General features: G+C 59.0%; 19 protein-coding genes and 2 pseudogenes. 12 read left to right on the top strand and 9 right to left on the bottom strand.

Annotation, left to right across the window (positions count from 1 at the left end):
- Positions 1-43: 43 nt before the first annotated feature.
- The 6 genes from ACIF4X_RS26120 to ACIF4X_RS26095 form a co-directional block, all read right to left on the bottom strand.
- A complete protein-coding gene (locus tag ACIF4X_RS26120; protein ID WP_397484280.1) occupies positions 44-1,537 on the bottom strand; it encodes an RNA polymerase factor sigma-54 in 1,494 nt (497 codons plus the stop codon).
- A gap of 187 nt (positions 1,538-1,724) precedes the next feature.
- Complete coding sequence (gene lptB, locus ACIF4X_RS26115) at positions 1,725-2,450, bottom strand: LPS export ABC transporter ATP-binding protein (protein WP_201227965.1); 726 nt, start codon at positions 2,448-2,450, stop codon at positions 1,725-1,727.
- Complete coding sequence (gene lptA, locus ACIF4X_RS26110; protein ID WP_397484279.1) at positions 2,450-2,995, bottom strand: lipopolysaccharide transport periplasmic protein LptA; 546 nt, start codon at positions 2,993-2,995, stop codon at positions 2,450-2,452. The genes lptB and lptA overlap by 1 nt, the downstream gene beginning before the upstream one ends.
- Positions 2,982-3,554, bottom strand: coding sequence for an LPS export ABC transporter periplasmic protein LptC (gene lptC / locus ACIF4X_RS26105; RefSeq protein ID WP_103303116.1), 573 nt, complete (start codon positions 3,552-3,554; stop codon positions 2,982-2,984). The genes lptA and lptC overlap by 14 nt, the downstream gene beginning before the upstream one ends.
- Positions 3,555-3,562: 8 nt before the next feature.
- Entirely contained in the window at positions 3,563-4,087 is a 525-nt protein-coding gene (locus ACIF4X_RS26100) for a KdsC family phosphatase (RefSeq protein ID WP_397484278.1), read from the bottom strand.
- On the bottom strand, positions 4,087-5,061 hold the full coding sequence (locus ACIF4X_RS26095) for a KpsF/GutQ family sugar-phosphate isomerase (protein WP_007912405.1): 975 nt from the start codon (positions 5,059-5,061) through the stop codon (positions 4,087-4,089). The genes ACIF4X_RS26100 and ACIF4X_RS26095 overlap by 1 nt, the downstream gene beginning before the upstream one ends.
- A 275-nt stretch (positions 5,062-5,336) precedes the next feature.
- Between ACIF4X_RS26095 and ACIF4X_RS26090 the strand changes: the two genes are divergently transcribed.
- From ACIF4X_RS26090 to hisC, 10 genes and pseudogenes are all read left to right on the top strand, one after another.
- On the top strand, positions 5,337-6,146 hold the full coding sequence (locus tag ACIF4X_RS26090; RefSeq protein WP_277760594.1) for an ATP-binding cassette domain-containing protein: 810 nt from the start codon (positions 5,337-5,339) through the stop codon (positions 6,144-6,146).
- Positions 6,146-6,943 carry a lipid asymmetry maintenance ABC transporter permease subunit MlaE gene (mlaE, locus tag ACIF4X_RS26085; RefSeq protein WP_007912402.1) on the top strand — a complete coding sequence of 266 codons (798 nt, stop codon included), beginning with the start codon at positions 6,146-6,148 and terminating at the stop codon, positions 6,941-6,943. Before ACIF4X_RS26090 ends, mlaE begins: the two co-directional genes overlap by 1 nt.
- Complete coding sequence (gene mlaD / locus ACIF4X_RS26080) at positions 6,943-7,410, top strand: outer membrane lipid asymmetry maintenance protein MlaD (protein WP_007912400.1); 468 nt, start codon at positions 6,943-6,945, stop codon at positions 7,408-7,410. Before mlaE ends, mlaD begins: the two co-directional genes overlap by 1 nt.
- An 11-nt stretch (positions 7,411-7,421) precedes the next feature.
- Entirely contained in the window at positions 7,422-8,069 is a 648-nt protein-coding gene (locus ACIF4X_RS26075) for a phospholipid-binding protein MlaC (protein WP_397484277.1), read from the top strand.
- Entirely contained in the window at positions 8,066-8,371 is a 306-nt protein-coding gene (locus tag ACIF4X_RS26070; RefSeq protein ID WP_397484276.1) for a lipid asymmetry maintenance protein MlaB, read from the top strand. The genes ACIF4X_RS26075 and ACIF4X_RS26070 overlap by 4 nt, the downstream gene beginning before the upstream one ends.
- A 115-nt stretch (positions 8,372-8,486) precedes the next feature.
- Complete coding sequence (locus ACIF4X_RS26065; protein ID WP_007912386.1) at positions 8,487-8,726, top strand: BolA family protein; 240 nt, start codon at positions 8,487-8,489, stop codon at positions 8,724-8,726.
- A gap of 22 nt (positions 8,727-8,748) precedes the next feature.
- Positions 8,749-10,014, top strand: a complete 1,266-nt coding sequence (gene murA / locus ACIF4X_RS26060) for a UDP-N-acetylglucosamine 1-carboxyvinyltransferase (RefSeq protein WP_007912385.1) — start codon at positions 8,749-8,751, stop codon at positions 10,012-10,014.
- A 127-nt stretch (positions 10,015-10,141) separates the two neighbouring features.
- Complete coding sequence (gene hisG, locus ACIF4X_RS26055) at positions 10,142-10,777, top strand: ATP phosphoribosyltransferase (RefSeq protein WP_007912384.1); 636 nt, start codon at positions 10,142-10,144, stop codon at positions 10,775-10,777.
- Between the two features lie 125 nt (positions 10,778-10,902).
- Positions 10,903-12,239 (top strand): annotated as a pseudogene (gene hisD, locus ACIF4X_RS26050) (histidinol dehydrogenase).
- Between the two features lie 3 nt (positions 12,240-12,242).
- A complete protein-coding gene (gene hisC, locus ACIF4X_RS26045) occupies positions 12,243-13,295 on the top strand; it encodes a histidinol-phosphate transaminase (RefSeq protein WP_397484275.1) in 1,053 nt (350 codons plus the stop codon).
- A gap of 193 nt (positions 13,296-13,488) precedes the next feature.
- Here the strand turns inward: hisC and ACIF4X_RS26040 are convergent, their stop codons facing one another.
- From ACIF4X_RS26040 to algW, 3 genes are all read right to left on the bottom strand, one after another.
- Positions 13,489-14,208, bottom strand: a complete 720-nt coding sequence (locus tag ACIF4X_RS26040; protein ID WP_397484274.1) for a DUF4198 domain-containing protein — start codon at positions 14,206-14,208, stop codon at positions 13,489-13,491.
- Positions 14,209-14,221: 13 nt separating this feature from the next.
- Positions 14,222-16,327 carry a TonB-dependent siderophore receptor gene (locus ACIF4X_RS26035; protein WP_397484273.1) on the bottom strand — a complete coding sequence of 702 codons (2,106 nt, stop codon included), beginning with the start codon at positions 16,325-16,327 and terminating at the stop codon, positions 14,222-14,224.
- 88 nt (positions 16,328-16,415) lie between these two features.
- Positions 16,416-17,573, bottom strand: coding sequence for a Do family serine endopeptidase AlgW (algW, locus tag ACIF4X_RS26030; protein WP_016987037.1), 1,158 nt, complete (start codon positions 17,571-17,573; stop codon positions 16,416-16,418).
- A gap of 103 nt (positions 17,574-17,676) precedes the next feature.
- Between algW and ACIF4X_RS26025 the strand changes: the two genes are divergently transcribed.
- Positions 17,677-18,435 (top strand): Nif3-like dinuclear metal center hexameric protein, encoded by a 759-nt coding sequence (locus tag ACIF4X_RS26025; RefSeq protein ID WP_397484272.1) that lies wholly within the window; start codon positions 17,677-17,679, stop codon positions 18,433-18,435.
- A 236-nt stretch (positions 18,436-18,671) separates the two neighbouring features.
- Positions 18,672-18,783: pseudogene (locus tag ACIF4X_RS26020) on the top strand (sulfate adenylyltransferase small subunit); the annotation flags it as partial.

The raw sequence follows: 18,783 nt of genomic DNA, 5'->3' as shown, positions 1-18,783 counted from the left end.
GCGGCAGGCTGGATAGCCTGCCACTGGAACGCTGTAACGTGGCTTACATCAACCGCTTGCGTTCGCTCGAAGGCGCGATTCCGAGGGATTCGCGGTACTTGGCGACGGTGCGGCGAGCCACCTGAATGCCTTGTGCCTCCAGTAAACCAGCGATCTTGCTGTCACTCAACGGCTTTTTCTGATTTTCCGCGGCAACCAGTTTTTTGATGATCGCACGGATCGCCGTGGACGAGCATTCGCCGCCTTCGGAGGTGCTGACGTGGCTGGAGAAAAAGTATTTCAGTTCATAAATACCGCGCGGGGTATGCATGAATTTCTGCGTGGTCACCCGCGAAATCGTTGACTCATGCATGCCAACCGCTTCGGCGATGTCATGCAGAACCAGCGGCTTCATCGCTTCGTCGCCGTACTCCAGGAAACCGCGTTGATGCTCGACGATCTGGGTGGCAACTTTCATCAGGGTTTCGTTGCGGCTCTGCAGGCTCTTGATGAACCAGCGGGCTTCCTGCAACTGATTGCGCATGAAGGTGTTGTCGGCACTGGTGTCGGCACGACGGACGAAACCGGCGTACTGGGCGTTGACGCGCAGGCGTGGCACCGATTCCTGATTGAGCTCGACTAGCCAGCGTTCGTTGTCCTTGCGCACGATGACGTCAGGGACGACGTATTCGGCTTCGGCTGATTCGATCTGCGAACCCGGGCGCGGATTGAGGCTTTGCACCAGCTCGATGACCTGACGCAGCTCGTCTTCCTTGAGCTTCATCCGGCGCATCAACTGGCTGTAGTCGCGGCTGCCGAGCAGGTCAATGTAGTCGGTGACCAGGCGTTTCGCTTCCGCCAGCCACGGGGTCTTGGCAGGTAACTGGCGCAACTGCAGCAGCAGGCACTCGCCGAGGTTGCGGGCGCCGATACCGGCGGGTTCAAATTGTTGAATGCGGTGCAGGACGGCTTCGATTTCGTCCAGTTCGATGTCCAGTTCCGGATCGAACGCCTCAAGGATCTCTTCGAGGGTTTCATCCAGGTAGCCCTGATTGTTGATGCAATCGATCAGGGTGACGGCGATCAGGCGATCGGTGTCGGACATCGGTGCAAGGTTCAATTGCCACAGCAGGTGGCTTTGCAGGCTCTCGCCGACGGACGTGCGTGTGGTGAAGTCCCACTCGTCATCGTCGCTGCTCGGCAGGCTGCTGGCACTGGTCTGGTAGACGTCTTCCCAGGCGGTGTCGACCGGAAGCTCGTTGGGGATGCGCTCGTTCCATTCGCCCTCCTCGAGGTTGTCCACCGTCGGGGCAGTTTCCTGGTAGGACGGTTCCTGGATTTCGGTGGGGGGCTTCTGTTCGGCGTTGTCGGCCATGGGGTCGGAATTGTCGAAGTCGTCGCCTTCTTCCTGGCGTTCGAGCATCGGATTTGATTCCAGAGCCTCCTGGATTTCCTGTTGCAGATCCAGGGTCGACAATTGGAGCAGACGGATGGCCTGTTGCAGCTGCGGTGTCATCGTCAGCTGCTGGCCCATTCTCAAGACTAGCGATGGTTTCATGGCAGGGGCTTAACACCTTATTCGCCGGCGCTATGCGCCATCCACTACAGGGCGCCGAAGCGCCAAACTTAAGCAAATTATATGCCTGAAACTGAAGTGTTTGCCTAGAGCGCTGTAACAATTAAAGCGTATTAAATTCTGCTTGAATCGATACAGCGCCCGGGCGGCGCACCGGGCACTGTTGCGCTTACAGGCGGAACTCGTGGCCCAGATACACTTCCTTGACCAGATCGTTGGCCAGGATGGTTTCTGCATCGCCCTCGGCAATCAACTGACCGTCGTTGACGATGTAAGCGGTTTCGCAGATGTCCAGCGTCTCACGGACGTTGTGGTCGGTGATCAGTACACCAATGCCCTTGGCCTTGAGGTGGTGGATGATCTGCTTGATGTCGCCGACGGAAATTGGGTCGACACCGGCGAACGGTTCGTCGAGCAGGATGAATTTCGGTGCCGTTGCCAGCGCGCGAGCGATCTCCACACGGCGGCGTTCACCACCGGACAGGCTCATGCCGAGATTGTCGCGGATGTGGGTGATGTGGAATTCCTGCAGCAGGCTTTCCAGCTCTTTGCGGCGACCGGCCTTGTCGAGTTCCTGACGGGTCTCGAGGATGGCCATGATGTTGTCGGCCACCGACAGTTTGCGGAAGATCGACGCTTCTTGCGGCAGATAGCCGATACCGGCCTTTGCACGACCGTGCATCGGCTGATGGCTGACGTCCAGATCATCAATCAGTACGCGGCCCTGATCGGCCTGTACCAGGCCAACGATCATGTAAAAGCAGGTGGTCTTGCCGGCACCGTTCGGGCCGAGCAGGCCGACGATCTGGCCGCTGTCGATCGACAGACTGACGTCACGCACAACCTGGCGGCTTTTATAGGCCTTGGCCAGGTGCTGAGCTTTCAGAGTTGCCATTACTGGGTTTTCTCGTCGGTTTTCTTCTTCGGCTGGATCACCATGTCGATGCGCGGACGCGCTTCGGTGACCTTGCTGCCGGTAGCGCGACCGGCGCTGGCCAGTTTCTTCACGGTGTCATAGACGATTTTCTCGCCCTGAGTCGTGTTGTTGTCCTTGTCGACAACCTTGGCCTTGTCGATCAGCACGACGCGGTTTTGCGCAGCGTGGTACTGGATCGTCACGCCCCAGCCCTGTACAGGCTTGGCGTCACCTTGGGTTTGCAGTTGTTCGAAGTAGGCAAGGTTGCCCACCGACGTCACCACGTCGATATCGCCGGCCGGGGTGCGGGTGATGGTCACGGTATTACCGGTCACCTTCATCGAACCCTGAGTGATGATGACATCACCCTTATAAGTGGCGATGCCGTTCTTGTCGTCCAGTTGGGCGTCGTCGGCCTGAATGCGGATAGGTTGCTGCTGATCGTTCGGCAGAGCCCAGGCGCTCACGCTTCCCAGTGCTGCGCCCAGACTGAGCAAAATAGGGAGGGTTTTAACGAGCCTCATACTGTCCTCTTACGTTCGATAGCAGGTGTATCCTGCTTTCCTTCAGGTACGCTTTCATTCCAACGCCAGTCGATACACCGCCAGCGCCGTCGATTCTAACGGGTTGCTCGGTCTGCGCATATTGCTCCTGCGGGAACACTGTCATGCGCGTGGAAGTAACCAGCAGGTCGCGGTTCTGTTCATCGGTGCGCTTGATGCGTACCGAGTCGATCAATTCCACTTGGGTGCCGCCCGAATTCACTTCACCGCGCTCACTGGTCACATGCCACGGAAACTCGGTTCCGCGATACATGTTCAGGTCGGGTTTGGTGACCAGTGTGATATCGGTTGCCTTGACGTGCTCGGCCTTGTCGGAGGTCATTTCATACTGCACTTTGCCGTCCGGCAGATATTGCAGGGTATGCGTGTTGGTTGCATACCAGTCGATAGGCGTTTCGACCGACGTCACTGGTGGCTTGTCGAGGAAGCGTTCCGGGCTGATGTTCCAGTAGCCCACCGCGGCGAATATCGCCGCGATGCAGCCGAACAGCAGGAAGTTGCGAAATTTTTTGCTGAACATGGTTTGGCTCACAGGTACGCGGCGTTGGCCGCATCGAGGCGGCCCTGGGCGCGCAGGATCAATTCGCAGAATTCGCGGGCGGCACCTTCGCCACCACGGGCTCGGGTGACGCCATGGGCGTGTTCGCGGACGAAATCGGCGGCGTTGGCTACGGCCATGCCCAGGCCAACACGGCGAATCACCGGCAGGTCGGGCAGATCGTCACCGAGGTACGCGACTTCTTCATAGCTTAGGCTCAGTTGCTCAAGCAGGCCGTCGAGAACGACCAATTTGTCTTCGCGGCCCTGAAACAGGTGGGGAATTCCCAGGTTTTTCGCTCGGCGCTCGACCACTGGGGTCTTGCGGCCGCTGATGATAGCGGTCTGCACGCCGGCGTTCATCAGCATTTTGATGCCTTGACCGTCGAGGGTGTTGAAGGTCTTGAACTCGCTGCCGTCTTCAAGGAAGTACAGGCGACCGTCGGTGAGGACGCCGTCGACGTCGAAAACCGCCAGTTTGATCCCTTTGCCGCGTTGCAGCAGATCGTTGCTCATTACATGACTCCTGCGCGTAGCAGATCGGAGAGGTTGAAGGCGCCGACCGGGCGGTCCTCCTCGTCTACGACTACCAATGCGTTGATTCGGTGGTCTTCCATGATTTTCAGGGCTTCGGCGGCCAGCATTTCCGGGCGGGCAGTCTTGCCGTGAGCGGTCATGACCTGGTCGATGGTGGCGCTGCGGATGTCGATGCTGCGATCCAGCGTGCGGCGCAAGTCGCCGTCAGTGAAGATTCCGGCCAGTTTACCGTCAGTTTCAAGGATGACGGTCATGCCCAGACCTTTACGGGTCATTTCCATCAGTGCGTCCTTGAGCAGCGTGCCGCGCTGTACTTGCGGCAATTCCTGCCCGGCGTGCATGACGTTTTCCACTTTCAGCAACAGGCGACGACCGAGCGCGCCGCCCGGGTGGGAGAAGGCGAAGTCTTCGGCGGTGAAACCGCGCGCTTCCAGCAGCGCGACGGCCAGCGCATCGCCCATGACCAGTGCCGCTGTCGTCGATGAGGTCGGGGCCAGGTTCAGCGGGCAGGCTTCGTGTTCGACGTGAACGTTGAGATTGACTTCGGCTGCCTTGGCCAGCGGCGATTGCGGGTTGCCGGTGACGCTGATCAGCTGGATGCCCAGACGTTTGATCAGCGGCAGCAAGGTCACGATTTCATTGGTCGAGCCGGAGTTCGACAGGGCCAGGATCACGTCATCGCGAGTGATCATCCCCATGTCGCCATGGCTGGCTTCGGCCGGGTGGACAAAAAAGGCCGGGGTGCCGGTGCTGGCCAGGGTCGCGGCGATCTTGTTGCCGATATGCCCGGATTTGCCCATGCCGACCACGACTACACGGCCCTTGCTGGCCAGAATCATCTCGCAAGCGCGTACGAAATCGGCGTCGATATGGGGCAACAAGCCTTGTACGGCTTCCACTTCGAGTTGGATGGTGCGTTGTGCCGATTGAATCAGGTCGCTGGATTGGCTCATGTCAGAAATCGTATAGCCCGATGAAAAGGCGGCGATTATAGCGGTTATGTTGCAAAGCCTCACGCAAGTTCGTCGTGCTTTGTCATTCCTCGTTACCAAAACCCGGCAAAAGAGCCTGCGCACCTGTCATATCGCCGAACTCAGGCAGGTACAAGCCTTGGGCGCTTAGCCTTTGCAGTGATATAGTTCGCCGCCAGTTCGGCCTGCCCGGGATGTACGTGCTTTTTAAGTAAAGACAGGCGTCCGAGTGAGAGGCTGCATCGCAAGGAGTTTAGATGAGTGCCGATAACGCCTACGCGGTCGAGCTGAAGGGAGTCTCCTTCAAGCGCGGTGCGCGCAGCATTTTCAATAACGTCGATATTCGCATCCCGCGCGGCAAGGTCACCGGCATCATGGGACCTTCCGGGTGTGGCAAGACGACGCTGCTGCGGTTGATGGGCGCACAATTGCGCCCTGCCAGCGGCGAAGTCTGGGTCAACGGCCAGAATTTGCCTGCGCTTTCGCGCAGCGATCTGTTCGACGCGCGAAAGCACATGGGTGTGCTGTTTCAAAGCGGCGCGCTGTTCACCGATCTCGATGTGTTCGAGAACGTGGCTTTCCCTCTGCGTGTTCATACCGATTTGCCGGAAGAAATGATCCGCGACATCGTCCTGCTCAAATTGCAGGCGGTCGGTCTGCGCGGTGCCATCGAATTGATGCCGGATGAGCTGTCCGGTGGCATGAAGCGCCGTGTCGCACTGGCGCGGGCGATTGCGCTCGATCCGCAGATCCTCATGTACGACGAACCGTTCGTCGGGCAGGACCCGATCGCCATGGGCGTGCTGGTCCGTCTGATACGTCTGCTCAACGATGCGCTGGGGATCACCAGTATCGTGGTGTCCCACGATCTGGCTGAAACCGCGAGCATTGCCGACTACATCTATGTCGTCGGTGATGGTCAGGTGCTGGGGCAGGGGACGCCGGACGAGCTGATGAACTCGGACGAGCCGCGTATCCGTCAGTTCATGACCGGCAATCCCGATGGCCCGGTGCCGTACCATTTTCCAGCGACGGATTACCGCGCAGATCTTCTGGGGAAGCGCTGATGCGCAGAATTTCATTAATAGAACGCGTGCGCCGGTTCGGCGAGGCGGCGATCGACGCCGTCGCGGTGTTCGGCCGTGCGACGCTGTTCCTGTTTCATGCCTTGCTGGGTCGTGGCGGAATCAGCGGCGGTTTCAGCCTGCTGGTCAAGCAGCTGCATTCGGTTGGCGTGATGTCGCTGGTGATCATCGTCGTTTCCGGGATCTTCATCGGCATGGTGCTGGCGCTGCAGGGCTTCAGTATTCTGTCGAGCTACGGTTCGGAACAGGCCGTGGGGCAGATGGTTGCGCTGACCCTGTTGCGTGAGCTCGGCCCGGTGGTGACAGCGCTGTTGTTCGCCGGTCGTGCCGGTTCGGCGTTGACCGCAGAGATCGGCAACATGAAGTCCACCGAGCAGCTTTCCAGTCTGGAAATGATCGGCGTCGATCCGCTCAAGTACATCATTGCCCCACGCCTGTGGGCCGGCTTCATTTCCCTGCCGGTGCTGGCGATGATTTTCAGCGTGGTAGGCATCTGGGGCGGTTCGTGGGTGGCTGTCGACTGGCTGGGTGTGTATGAAGGCTCTTATTGGGCAAACATGCAGAACAGCGTGAATTTCACCAGTGACGTGCTCAATGGCGTGATCAAAAGTATTGTTTTTGCCTTTGTAGTGACCTGGATCGCCGTATTCCAAGGCTACGACTGTGAGCCCACTTCCGAGGGGATCAGCCGTGCCACTACCAAGACCGTGGTGTTTGCCTCGCTGGCAGTCCTCGGCCTGGACTTTATTCTGACCGCTTTGATGTTTGGAGATTTCTGATGCAAAACCGCACCCTGGAAATCGGTGTCGGCCTGTTCCTGCTGGCAGGGATCCTGGCTTTGTTGCTGCTTGCTTTGCGGGTCAGTGGTCTGTCTCCGACGTCGACCACCGACACCTATAAACTGTATGCCTACTTTGACAATATCGCCGGTTTGACGGTCAGAGCCAAAGTGACCATGGCCGGTGTGACCATCGGCAAGGTCACGGCGATCGATCTCGATCGCGACAGCTTCACCGGTCGGGTCACCCTGCAAGTGGATAAAAAGGTCGACAACCTGCCGACCGACTCCACAGCGTCTATCCTGACCGCTGGTCTGCTGGGCGAGAAGTACATCGGTATCAGCGTCGGCGGGGAAGACAAACCGCTGAAGGATGGTGGAACCATTCACGACACGCAGTCGTCACTGGTACTGGAAGACCTGATCGGTAAATTCCTGCTCAATACCGTTAGCAAAGACGCCAAATGAGGAGCTTTTGAATGATCTCTATCTTGCGACGCAGCCTGTTGGTGCTGTTGGCGGCCTTGCCGTTGATGGGTAACGCCGTGGCTGCTGCGACTTCAGCACATGATCTGGTGCAGGACACAACCACCCGGTTGCTGGCTGACCTGGCTGCGAACAAAGAAAAATACAAGCAGGATCCGACTGATTTCTACGTGGCGCTCAACAGCATTGTCGGGCCGGTAGTGGATGCTGAAGGCATTTCCAAAAGCATCATGACGGTCAAGTATTCGCGCAAGGCCACGCCGGCGCAGATGCAGACCTTCCAGGAAAACTTCAAGAAAGGCTTGTTTCAGTTCTACGGTAATGCCTTGCTGGAGTACAACAATCAGGGCATCACCGTTGATCCGGCCAAGGACGAGTCGGGCGATCGCACCAGCGTCAACATGACCGTCAAGGGCAGCAACGGCGCGATCTATCCTGTGCAGTACACGCTGGAGAAGATCAACGACGAGTGGAAACTGCGCAACGTGATCATCAATGGCATCAACATCGGCAAGCTGTTCCGTGATCAGTTCGCCGACGCCATGCAGCGTAATGGCAACGATCTGGACAAGACCATCAATGGTTGGGCCGGTGAAGTGGCCAAGGCCAAGGAAGCCACCGAAAAGAATCCAGCACAATGAGTGAGGCCGCAGTTCGTATGAGTGATGTCGACGAGCTCTTGCTCAGCGGAGTTCTGGACTATCGCACCGGTGCGGACCTGCGCAAGGAAGGCCAGACGCTGATAAGGTCCAGCAAGGCGTCTTCGCTGGTGATCGACTGCTCGGCGGTGAAAAAGTCCAGCAGCGTCGGTTTGTCGTTGCTGCTGTGCTTCATGCGGGATGCGCAAGCGGCCGGCAAGGCCGTGAGCATCCGTGCGATGCCCGAAGATATGCGCGAAATCGCTCAGGTCAGTGAACTGACCGAACTGTTGGCGCACCCCTGAACCCACATCTATAAAGAAGCCCCCCGTCAGAGTCCTGCCATGCGGGGTTCGCAGGCGCGGGGCTTTTTTGTATGATGTCCGACCCGTGCGCACAGGGCGCCGATTGAGGTTGAGCATGCAGGCCGTAGAAGTGAAGAGCTTCCTTGAAGGAAAGCTGCCCGGAACGTTGGTAGAAGTTGAGGGCGAAGGCTGCAATTTCCAGCTGAACGTGATTAGCGATGAACTGGCGGCGTTGAGCCCGGTGAAGCGTCAGCAGCAGATCTATGCCCATTTGAACCCATGGATCACCGATGGCAGCATCCATGCGGTCACTATGAAATTTTTCAGCAGCGCGGCCTGGGCCGAGCGCACCTGAGCCTAAGGGCGTCGAGATTCTTATGGATAAATTGATTATTACCGGTGGCGCTCGTCTTGATGGCGAGATCCGCATTTCCGGCGCAAAAAACTCCGCCCTGCCGATCCTGGCCGCTACCCTGCTGTGCGATGGCCCGGTGACCGTTGGTAACCTGCCGCACCTGCACGACATCACCACCATGATCGAGCTGTTCGGTCGCATGGGCATTGAGCCGGTGATCGACGAGAAACTCAGTGTCGAAATCGACCCGCGCACCATCAAGACCCTGATCGCGCCGTACGAACTGGTGAAAACCATGCGTGCCTCGATCCTGGTACTGGGTCCGATGGTTGCCCGTTTCGGTGAAGCCGAAGTTGCACTGCCTGGCGGTTGCGCGATCGGTTCGCGTCCGGTCGATCTGCACATCCGTGGTCTCGAAGCCATGGGCGCGGTCATCGACGTCGAAGGCGGCTACATCAAGGCCAAGGCGCCTGAAGGCGGCCTGCGCGGCGCACACTTCTTCTTCGATACCGTCAGTGTGACCGGTACCGAGAACATCATGATGGCTGCTGCGTTGGCCAAAGGCCGTAGCGTGCTGCAGAACGCCGCTCGCGAGCCTGAAGTGGTCGACCTGGCCAACTTCCTCAACGCCATGGGCGCCAAGGTTTCCGGCGCTGGTACCGACACCATCACCATCGATGGCGTCGAGCGTCTGGGTTCGGCTTTCTATAAGGTCATGCCTGACCGTATCGAAACCGGCACCTACCTGGTTGCCGCTGCCGTGACCGGTGGTCGCGTCAAGGTCAAGGACACCGATCCGACCATCCTCGAAGCCGTTCTGGAAAAACTCCGTGAAGCCGGCGCAGAAATCACCTGCGGTGAAGACTGGATCGAGCTGAACATGCACGGCAAGCGTCCGAAAGCAGTCAACGTGCGCACTGCGCCGTACCCGGCTTTCCCGACTGACATGCAAGCGCAGTTCATTTCGCTCAACGCCATTGCCGAAGGCACCGGTGCGGTGATCGAGACGATCTTCGAAAACCGTTTCATGCACGTGTACGAACTGCACCGCATGGGCGCCAAGATCCAGGTCGAAGGCAACACTGCCATCGTTACCGGTACTGAAGTCCTCAAGGGCGCGCCAGTCATGGCCACCGACCTGCGAGCTTCGGCCAGCCTGGTGATCTCGGCACTGGTTGCCGAAGGCGACACCCTGATCGACCGCATCTACCACATCGACCGTGGTTACGAGTGCATCGAAGAAAAACTGCAGATGCTGGGCGCCAAGATCCGTCGCGTTCCGGGCTGATTGCTGCATCGGGACACAGGGACGTGTCCACTGAATTCGTTTTGAGTCGAGCCGGTTTCCGGCTCGATGTGTGTCCGGCGCCGATTGCGACCGGACATGAGTACCTTGATAAGGACTGACGTTTCCCATGTTGACCATCGCACTGTCCAAGGGCCGCATCCTTGACGACACTCTTCCGCTTCTCGCCGAAGCGGGCATCGTGCCGACCGAGAATCCGGACAAGAGCCGCAAGCTGATCATCCCCACGACGCAAGACGATGTTCGTCTGCTGATCGTGCGTGCCACCGATGTGCCGACTTACGTCGAGCATGGCGCGGCGGACCTCGGCGTTGCCGGTAAAGACGTACTGATGGAATACACCGGCCAGGGCCTGTACGAGCCACTGGACCTGCAAATTGCCCAGTGCAAACTGATGACCGCCGGCAAGATCGGCGCGCCGGAGCCCAAGGGCCGTCTGCGCGTGGCGACCAAGTTCGTCAACGTCGCCAAGCGTTACTACGCCGAGCAGGGCCGTCAGGTCGACATCATCAAGCTGTACGGCTCGATGGAGCTGGCCCCGCTGATCGGTCTGGCCGACAAGATCATCGACGTCGTCGACACCGGTAACACCCTGCGCGCCAACGGCCTGGAACCTCAGGAACTGATCGCCACGATCAGCTCGCGCCTGGTGGTCAACAAGGCTTCGATGAAAATGCAACACGCCCGAATCCAGGCGTTGATCGATACCCTGCGCAACGCAGTGGAATCGCGACACCGCGGCTGATTTACCTGCGCGACCCGAGGTCGCGCCGTCTATCCGCCTCATAGCCAGAATTCTCAGGTGCCTAAGCGGATCGAATGATAGTTTCGGGCGCCTGAGTTTTTTGCCATTCCTATGAGGCTCTCGCTATGACCGCACCGACTGCAATTCGCCGACTCAACGCTGCTGACCCGGATTTCGCGCATCATCTGGATCATCTGCTGAGCTGGGAAAGTGTGTCTGACGACTCGGTCAATCAGCGGGTGCTGACATCATCAAGGCTGTGCGCGAACGCGGTGACGCGGCGCTGGTCGAGTTCACCCAGAAGTTCGACGGCCTCGAAGTCGCCTCGATGGCCGACCTGATCCTGCCGCGCGAGCGCCTGGAACTGGCCTTGACGCGCATCACCGTGCCACAGCGCGAAGCACTGGAAAAAGCCGCCGCCCGTGTGCGCAGCTACCACGAAAAACAGAAGCAGGATTCCTGGAGCTACACCGAAGCTGACGGCACGGTGCTGGGCCAGAAGGTCACGCCGCTGGATCGCGCTGGTCTGTACGTGCCGGGCGGCAAGGCGTCGTACCCGTCATCGGTGTTGATGAACGCGATTCCGGCCAAGGTCGCTGGCGTGACCGAAGTGGTTATGGTCGTGCCGACCCCGCGCGGTGAAATCAACGAACTGGTGCTGGCCGCTGCGTGCATCGCTGGCGTTGACCGGGTGTTCACCATCGGTGGTGCACAAGCCGTCGCTGCGCTGGCCTACGGCACCGAAAGCGTTCCGAAAGTCGACAAAGTGGTTGGCCCGGGCAACATCTATGTCGCCACCGCCAAGCGCCACGTGTTCGGTCAGGTCGGCATCGACATGATCGCCGGCCCTTCGGAAATTCTCGTGGTGTGCGATGGCCAGACCGATCCGGACTGGATCGCCATGGACCTATTCTCGCAAGCCGAGCACGACGAAGACGCTCAGGCGATTCTGGTCAGCCCGGACGCCGATTTCCTCGACAAGGTTGCCGCGAGCATCGATAAATTGCTGCCGACCATGGATCGCGCGACCATCATCGAAACCTCGATCAATGGCCGCGGTGCGCTGATTCACGTGAAGGACATGGCGCAAGCGATCGAAGTCGCCAACCGCATTGCCCCGGAACACTTGGAGCTTTCGGTCGCTGACCCGCAAGCCTGGCTGCCGCAGATCCGCCACGCTGGCGCGATCTTCATGGGCCGTCACACCTCGGAAGCACTGGGCGACTATTGCGCAGGCCCGAACCACGTATTGCCGACTTCCGGCACCGCGCGCTTTTCCTCGCCGCTGGGTGTGTATGACTTCCAGAAGCGTTCGTCGATCATTTTCTGCTCCGAGGCCGGTGCTTCCGAGCTGGGCAAGACTGCATCGGTTCTGGCCCGTGGCGAATCGCTGAGCGCTCACGCGCGCAGCGCCGAATACCGCATCAAAGACGAAGACTTTCAACAAGGGCAGGGGAACTGAGCGATGAGCAAATTCTGGAGCTCGTTCGTCAAGGATCTGGTGCCATACGTGCCGGGCGAACAACCGAAGCTGACCAAACTGGTCAAGCTCAATACCAACGAAAACCCCTACGGCCCATCGCCAAAAGCCTTGGCGGCGATGCAGGTCGAGCTCAACGATAACCTGCGTCTGTACCCGGACCCGAACAGTGATCTGCTGAAAACCGCCGTCGCCCATTACTACGGCGTGCAGAGCAATCAGGTGTTCCTCGGCAACGGCTCGGATGAAGTGCTCGCGCACATTTTCCACGGTTTGCTGCAACACGATCAGCCGCTGCTGTTCCCGGACATCAGCTACAGCTTCTATCCGGTTTACTGCGGTTTGTACGGCATACAGTTTGATGCGGTGCCGCTGGATGCACAGTTCCAGATCGACCCGGCCGACTACGCCAAACCGAACGGCGGGATCATTTTCCCTAACCCGAACGCACCGACTGGTTGCCTGCTGGCGCTGGACGCGGTTGAACAAATACTCAAGGCCAGCCCGGATTCGGTGGTTGTGGTGGACGAGGCGTACATCGATTTCGGCGGCGAGACGGCGATCAGTCTGGTCGATCGCTATCCGAATCTGCTGGTGACGCAGACGCTGTCAAAGTCGCGCTCGCTGGCCGGGCTGCGTGTGGGTCTGGCGGTCGGGCATCCGGACCTGATCGAGGCGCTGGAGCGGATCAAGAACAGTTTCAACTCTTATCCACTCGATCGTCTGGCGATTGTTGGCGCAGCGGCGGCGTTCGAGGATCGCGAGCATTTCGACAAGACGTGCCGCCTGGTGATCGAGAGCCGTGAGTGGGTGATCACGCAGTTGCAGGCCAAAGGATTTGAAGTGCTGCCGTCGGCGGCGAACTTCATTTTCGCCCGGCATCCGCAGCATGATGCGGCGGGTTTGGCGGCGAAGCTGCGTGAGCAGGGCGTGATTGTGCGGCACTTCAAGCAGGAGCGGATTGCGCAGTTCCTGCGGATTTCGATTGGCACGCCGGAGCAGAATCAGGCGCTGATTGACGGGCTTGGCGACCTCTAAAAGCAAAAGCCCCTCACCCTAACCCTCTCCCAAAGGGAGAGGGGACTGATTGGGGGATATTGCAGAGTTTCGTCGACGTGCACGATTTGTATTGAATCCATAATCGACCTGGTCTTTCAGGTCGATGTATGACGCCTTACACCTCGGTCGGCTCCCTCTCCCGGAGGGAGAGGGCTGGGGTGAGGGTCTGCTCTTATTCGTGATGCGGTTCGCCAAGGAATGTCAGCGAACTGAACAACCCACGACTATCCACATCCGCACTGCCCTTCACCGGCACCTCAACCTGCGCCGCAATCACATTCAACCCTTCGTTCCTCACCAGCACCTGCGCACGCCCATCCTTGTCCGTCTCGGTGCTCAACGTGTTCGGCGCGCTGCGATAGTCGCCAATCAACTTCACGCCCGCCGCCGGTTTGCCATCGAGCAACACCCGCACCGGCAATGATTTGCCCGGCCCCACGGTCAGCGGATCAACCTCCGGCAGAATCAGCAGTTTGATCTGATCGAGTTTCGGCAACTTCGCCGCCGGCTTGTAAATCGCCAGGCTGTACTTGAACGTCTCGGTGGCCTCGACAGCGCCCGGCACTTTGCTGCGGCCTTCGTTGATCCACTTCTTGTCAGCCGTTTGCGACCACATACCATTGTTCAGTGCCACGGCCATCACCGCCGGCGACTTCAAAGGTTTCAGACGCGCGTGATCTGCCAGGCGCTCGACGCTGACCGGAATCATCTTGCCGGCCACGTCGTAAGCCCAGGCGCCGCTGATCTTCTGCGCTTTGAACGCATTGTCTTCGGCGCCGTGACCGTAGATCACTTCGATATTGCCGCGACGTTCTTCGGTCCACAGGCCATGGGCCGAGACCTGGCCGGCGAACAGCGCGGCGATCAGCGCGAGGGTTTTACGGTATTGCATGGGGGACTTCCTTTTACAGGTTGAGAGTCAGGCTGACAGTGAAATTGCGCGGCTCGCCGGGGTTGACCCAGTAGTTGCTGTAGGAGCGCTCGTAATACTTTTCGTCGAAGACGTTGTTCAGGTTCAGGCCGACGGTGACGTTGTCGCTGGCCTTGTAATGCGCCAGCAAGTCGACGGTGTGGTAGGCCGGCAATTCGAAGTCGCTGCCGGATTCGCCTGAGCGGTCACCGACATAGGTGAACGCCGCGCCGACGTCCGAGCCGCGCAAATGTCCATCCTGAAACTCATAAACCCCGAGCAGACTGCCGCTGCGTTTGGCCACGCCAAGAATGCGGCTGCCGGTGGGAATCACCGCGTCACCCTTGGTTACTTCGGCGTCAATGTAGGCAAAGGCACCAATGATTCGTACCGCGTCGGTGACCTGTCCGGTGACTTGCAGATCGAAACCGCGACTGCGTGCCTTGCCCATGGCGCGGCTGGTGTCAGTGGCAGGGTCGAGGGCGAGGACGTTTTCCTTGTCGATGTGGAAGAAGGCGAGGGTGCTGCTCAGGCGCTCGTCAAACAGCTCGTTCTTTATCCCGACTTCGTAGCCGACGCCTTCTTCCGGATCGAAGGATTTGCCTGAGGCGTCGAGGCCGTTGTTCGGTTTGAACGAGGTTGAGGCGTTGGCGAATACGCCCGTTTGCGGCGTCAATTGGTAGAGCAATCCGGCGCGCTGGGTGAGCGCATCGTGGCGTTGGTCGCTTGTGGCGTTGCGACTGTGGTCGTCGATGTGCTGATCGAAATGCTCGAAACGCGCGCCGATCATCCCGCGCAGTTTGTCGGTAAAGACGATCTGATCCTGCAGGTTCAGCGCGTGGCTTTCGACGTGTTCGAAGAAGTCGCTTCCTGAGCGTGCGCCGTTGGGTTTTGGCTGGCCGTAGATCGGCTTGTAGATGTCGATGGCGTAAGGGCCGCCGGCAATCGTGGTGACGCGCTCGTTCTTGCGGAAATTTTCGTATTCGGTGCCGATCAGCAGTTCGTGCTGCCACGGGCCGAGGTCGAACAGCCCGCGCAGTTCCAGTTGCGTGATGCTGTCATGCCAATTGGTGTCGCGCTCGCGATAGCGGCGGCTGTCAGTACGGTTATCAGTGCTCAGCGGTCGATTTTCCGAAGCGTAGCCCCAAAGTTTGCCTTCCTTATAGTGGCTGGCCAGGCGCAGCTTCCAACTGTCGTTGAGGTGATGTTCCAGGGTCGCTTGAAGCAGATTGTTGTGGTTATCGATGTTGCCGTCGTTGGGCTCGCCGAGGAAGGTCGAACGCGACACGCCGCTCCATTTGTTGTTCGGTGCGACGATGCCGCGATCGAAGGTGGAGCTGTGACGGACGATTTCGCTTTCCACCAGTAACGAGGTGTCCGGGTTCAATTGCCAACTGATCGAAGGGGCAACGAACACACGTTTGCTGTCGACGTGATCGCGGAAGCTGTGGTTGTCCTCGACCGCGAGGTTGATCCGCGACAGCACATTGCCCTGATCATCCAGCGGCGTGTTGACGTCCAGCGCGGTGCGATAGCGATCCCAGCTACCGGCGCTGGTTTGCAAAGTGGTGAAGGCTTCGGGCTGCGGTTTCTTGGTGACAATGTTCACCGTGCCGCCGGGATCGCCCCGACCGTAAAGGCTGGCAGCCGGGCCTTTGAGTACTTCGATGCGCTCGATGTTGGCTGCATCCGGTGTGCTCGGATAGCCGCGATTGGCGCTGAAGCCGTCCTTGTAGAACTCCGATGTGGTGAATCCGCGCACGCTGTATTCATAAAGCGTCAGGCCGCCGAAGTTGTTTTGCTTCGACACGCCGCCGGCGAAATCCAGTGCGCGTTCGACACTGGTACTGCCCAGATCCTTGAGCACGCTGGCGGGCACCACGCTGATCGCCTGCGGGATATCGCGGATCGCGGTGTCGGTTTTGGTCGCGCTGGACGAACGCGTGGCGCGGTAGCCCTTGACCGGTCCGGTCGGCGATTCGTAGTCGGAGATGACGCTGATGGCGTCCAGTTCAAGCGGTTTGGGTTCTTCAGCGAAGGCTGGATCGACCAGCAATCCAAGGCTCAGACCGAGCAGGGAGGCCTTTGTTCGAGACGACATGTTATGTTGTTCCAATTCTTAGAATTGAAACAATATAACATGTCTGTTGAGAATGTCTTTTATTCGCGCGACTGGCGCGAAAAAAGTTTTATTCTTCTTTTTCTTTCACCGGCGCCGGTGGCGGACGCAGGCCGATTTCAGCGGTGAGCTTTATCTCTTTGCCGTTGCGCATCACCTGAATCGTCACTTTGTCGGTCGGTTTGATCCGTGCGACCTGGTTCATCGAACGACGGCCATCGCCGGCCGGCTCGCCATCGATGCTCAGAATCACGTCACCCAACTGCAGGCCGGCCTTCTGTGCCGGGCCATCGCGGAAGATCCCCGCGACGACAATTCCCGGGCGTCCGGACAAACCGAACGACTCGGCCAGTTCCTGAGTCAGCGGTTGCACTTCAATACCCAGCCAGCCACGAATCACCTGACCGTGCTCAATGATCGACTTCATCACTTCCATTGCCAGTTTCACCGGGATCGCAAAGCCAATGCCCTGCGAACCGCCAGACTTGGAGAAGATCGCTGTGTTGATGCCGGTGAGGTTGCCGTTGGCATCGACCAGCGCGCCGCCGGAGTTGCCCGGGTTGATCGCCGCGTCGGTCTGGATAAAGTCTTCGTAGTTGTTCAGGCCCAACTGATTACGCCCGGTGGCGCTGATGATGCCCATGGTCACGGTCTGGCCAACGCCGAACGGGTTGCCGATGGCCAGCGCGACGTCGCCGATGCGGATGTTGTCGGAGCGGCCGACGGTGATGGCCGGCAGGGTTTTCAAATCGATTTTCAACACCGCGAGGTCCGTTTCCGGATCGCTGCCGATCACCCGGGCGAGGGTTTCACGACCGTCCTTCAGCGCCACGACAATTTGGTCGGCGCCGCTGGTCACGTGGTTGTTGGTCAGAATGTAGCCTTCCGGGCTCATGATCACGCCGGAACCGAGGCTCGACTCCATGCGTTTCTGCTTCGGCGAGTTATCACCAAAGAAACGGCGGAACTGCGGATCTTCAAACAGCGGATGCGCCGGTTTGTTGATGACTTTGGTGGTGTACAGGTTGACCACCGAGGGCGCTGCAATAGTTACCGCATCGGCATAGGACACCGGCCCCTGCTGCACGCTGGTGGTCTGCGGCGCCTGTTGCAGGTTGACGTCGAGGCTCGGTAGCCCGACCCACTGCGGGTAACGCTGAATAATCAACAGAGCGATAAGCACGCCGGCCAACAGCGGCCAGCCCATAAAACGCAGCGCCTTGAACATTAAGCACGTCCTGGAAAAGTTGCAGGCGGGGTCAGACCGCCCATAATGTCGCGCATTATACGAGGCCGCGCGTGCCTCGGAACGGGATATTTAGGAGTCTTTCATGGCCGTTGCCCTCAGCACCCTCGTCGAAGAAGCCGACCGTTACCTTGGCAGTGCGAAAATTGCCGATTATTGCCCGAATGGATTGCAGGTTGAGGGCCGCCCGCAGGTGATGCGTATTGTCAGCGGCGTCACTGCCAGTCAGGCCTTGCTGGATGCCGCCGTCGAGGCTGAGGCCGATCTGGTGCTGGTGCATCACGGTTACTTCTGGAAGGGCGAGAACCCGTGCGTTACCGGCATGAAGCAGCGCCGATTGAAGACCTTGCTCAAGCACGACATCAGTCTGCTCGCTTACCACTTGCCGCTGGATCTGCACCCGGACGTTGGCAATAACGTGCAGCTGGCGCGGCAGTTGGATATCACCGTAGAAGGGCCGCTGGATCCGGACAATCTTAAAATCGTCGGTCTGGTGGGGTCCTTGAATGAACCGATGACAGCACGCGATTTCGCCCGCAAGGTGCAGGAAGTCATGGGCCGCGAACCGTTGCTGATTGAAGGCAATCCGATGATTCGTCGGGTTGGCTGGTGCACTGGCGGTGGTCAGGGTTATATCGATCAAGCCGTCGCCGCAGGCGTCGATCTGTATCTGAGTGGTGAAGCCTCCGAGCAGACCTTCCACAGCGCTCGCGAGAACGACATCAGCTTCATCGCCGCCGGTCACCACGCCACTGAGCGGTACGGCGTACAGGCGTTGGGTGACTACCTGGCAAAACGTTTCGCCCTGGAGCACATCTTCATCGACATCCCCAACCCGATCTGACTTGCACGACCCCTGTAGGAGCTGCCGAAGGCTGCGATCCTTTGATTTTGTTTTCAAGGATCAAAAGATCGCAGCCTTCGGCAGCTCCTACACGGGCGGATTGGCCGAACTGGTGGGCATATTCATATGCCCTTTCGTTCTAGCTCGCGTCCTGATTAGAAGAAGGTCGCTGTGCTAGGATTCCCCGCTCGAACACGGCCCGCTGGCCGTTCATAAGAAAGTTTTCGTGAGTAGCCATGGTCGACAAACTGACGCATCTGAAACAGCTGGAGGCGGAAAGCATCCACATCATCCGCGAGGTGGCCGCCGAGTTCGATAACCCGGTGATGCTGTACACCATCGGTAAAG

The sequence above is a fragment of the Pseudomonas sp. NPDC085632 genome (assembly GCF_044541255.1).
Classification (GTDB): Bacteria; Pseudomonadota; Gammaproteobacteria; order Pseudomonadales; family Pseudomonadaceae; genus Aquipseudomonas.
Note: the sequence above shows the minus strand (reverse complement) of the source record. Positions and strands in the feature narration are given on the sequence as shown.

Bases quoted from the DNA above. Each gene is read 5' to 3' on its own strand.
- ACIF4X_RS26120 (WP_397484280.1), bottom strand. From the start codon at position 1,537: ATGAAACCATCGCTAGTCTTGAGAATGGGCCAGCAGCTGACGATGACA.
- lptB (WP_201227965.1), bottom strand. From the start codon at position 2,450: ATGGCAACTCTGAAAGCTCAGCACCTGGCCAAGGCCTATAAAAGCCGC.
- lptA (WP_397484279.1), bottom strand. From the start codon at position 2,995: ATGAGGCTCGTTAAAACCCTCCCTATTTTGCTCAGTCTGGGCGCAGCA.
- lptC (WP_103303116.1), bottom strand. From the start codon at position 3,554: ATGTTCAGCAAAAAATTTCGCAACTTCCTGCTGTTCGGCTGCATCGCG.
- ACIF4X_RS26100 (WP_397484278.1), bottom strand. From the start codon at position 4,087: ATGAGCAACGATCTGCTGCAACGCGGCAAAGGGATCAAACTGGCGGTT.
- ACIF4X_RS26095 (WP_007912405.1), bottom strand. From the start codon at position 5,061: ATGAGCCAATCCAGCGACCTGATTCAATCGGCACAACGCACCATCCAA.
- ACIF4X_RS26090 (WP_277760594.1), top strand. From the start codon at position 5,337: ATGAGTGCCGATAACGCCTACGCGGTCGAGCTGAAGGGAGTCTCCTTC.
- mlaE (WP_007912402.1), top strand. From the start codon at position 6,146: ATGCGCAGAATTTCATTAATAGAACGCGTGCGCCGGTTCGGCGAGGCG.
- mlaD (WP_007912400.1), top strand. From the start codon at position 6,943: ATGCAAAACCGCACCCTGGAAATCGGTGTCGGCCTGTTCCTGCTGGCA.
- ACIF4X_RS26075 (WP_397484277.1), top strand. From the start codon at position 7,422: ATGATCTCTATCTTGCGACGCAGCCTGTTGGTGCTGTTGGCGGCCTTG.
- ACIF4X_RS26070 (WP_397484276.1), top strand. From the start codon at position 8,066: ATGAGTGAGGCCGCAGTTCGTATGAGTGATGTCGACGAGCTCTTGCTC.
- ACIF4X_RS26065 (WP_007912386.1), top strand. From the start codon at position 8,487: ATGCAGGCCGTAGAAGTGAAGAGCTTCCTTGAAGGAAAGCTGCCCGGA.
- murA (WP_007912385.1), top strand. From the start codon at position 8,749: ATGGATAAATTGATTATTACCGGTGGCGCTCGTCTTGATGGCGAGATC.
- hisG (WP_007912384.1), top strand. From the start codon at position 10,142: ATGTTGACCATCGCACTGTCCAAGGGCCGCATCCTTGACGACACTCTT.
- hisC (WP_397484275.1), top strand. From the start codon at position 12,243: ATGAGCAAATTCTGGAGCTCGTTCGTCAAGGATCTGGTGCCATACGTG.
- ACIF4X_RS26040 (WP_397484274.1), bottom strand. From the start codon at position 14,208: ATGCAATACCGTAAAACCCTCGCGCTGATCGCCGCGCTGTTCGCCGGC.
- ACIF4X_RS26035 (WP_397484273.1), bottom strand. From the start codon at position 16,327: ATGTCGTCTCGAACAAAGGCCTCCCTGCTCGGTCTGAGCCTTGGATTG.
- algW (WP_016987037.1), bottom strand. From the start codon at position 17,573: ATGTTCAAGGCGCTGCGTTTTATGGGCTGGCCGCTGTTGGCCGGCGTG.
- ACIF4X_RS26025 (WP_397484272.1), top strand. From the start codon at position 17,677: ATGGCCGTTGCCCTCAGCACCCTCGTCGAAGAAGCCGACCGTTACCTT.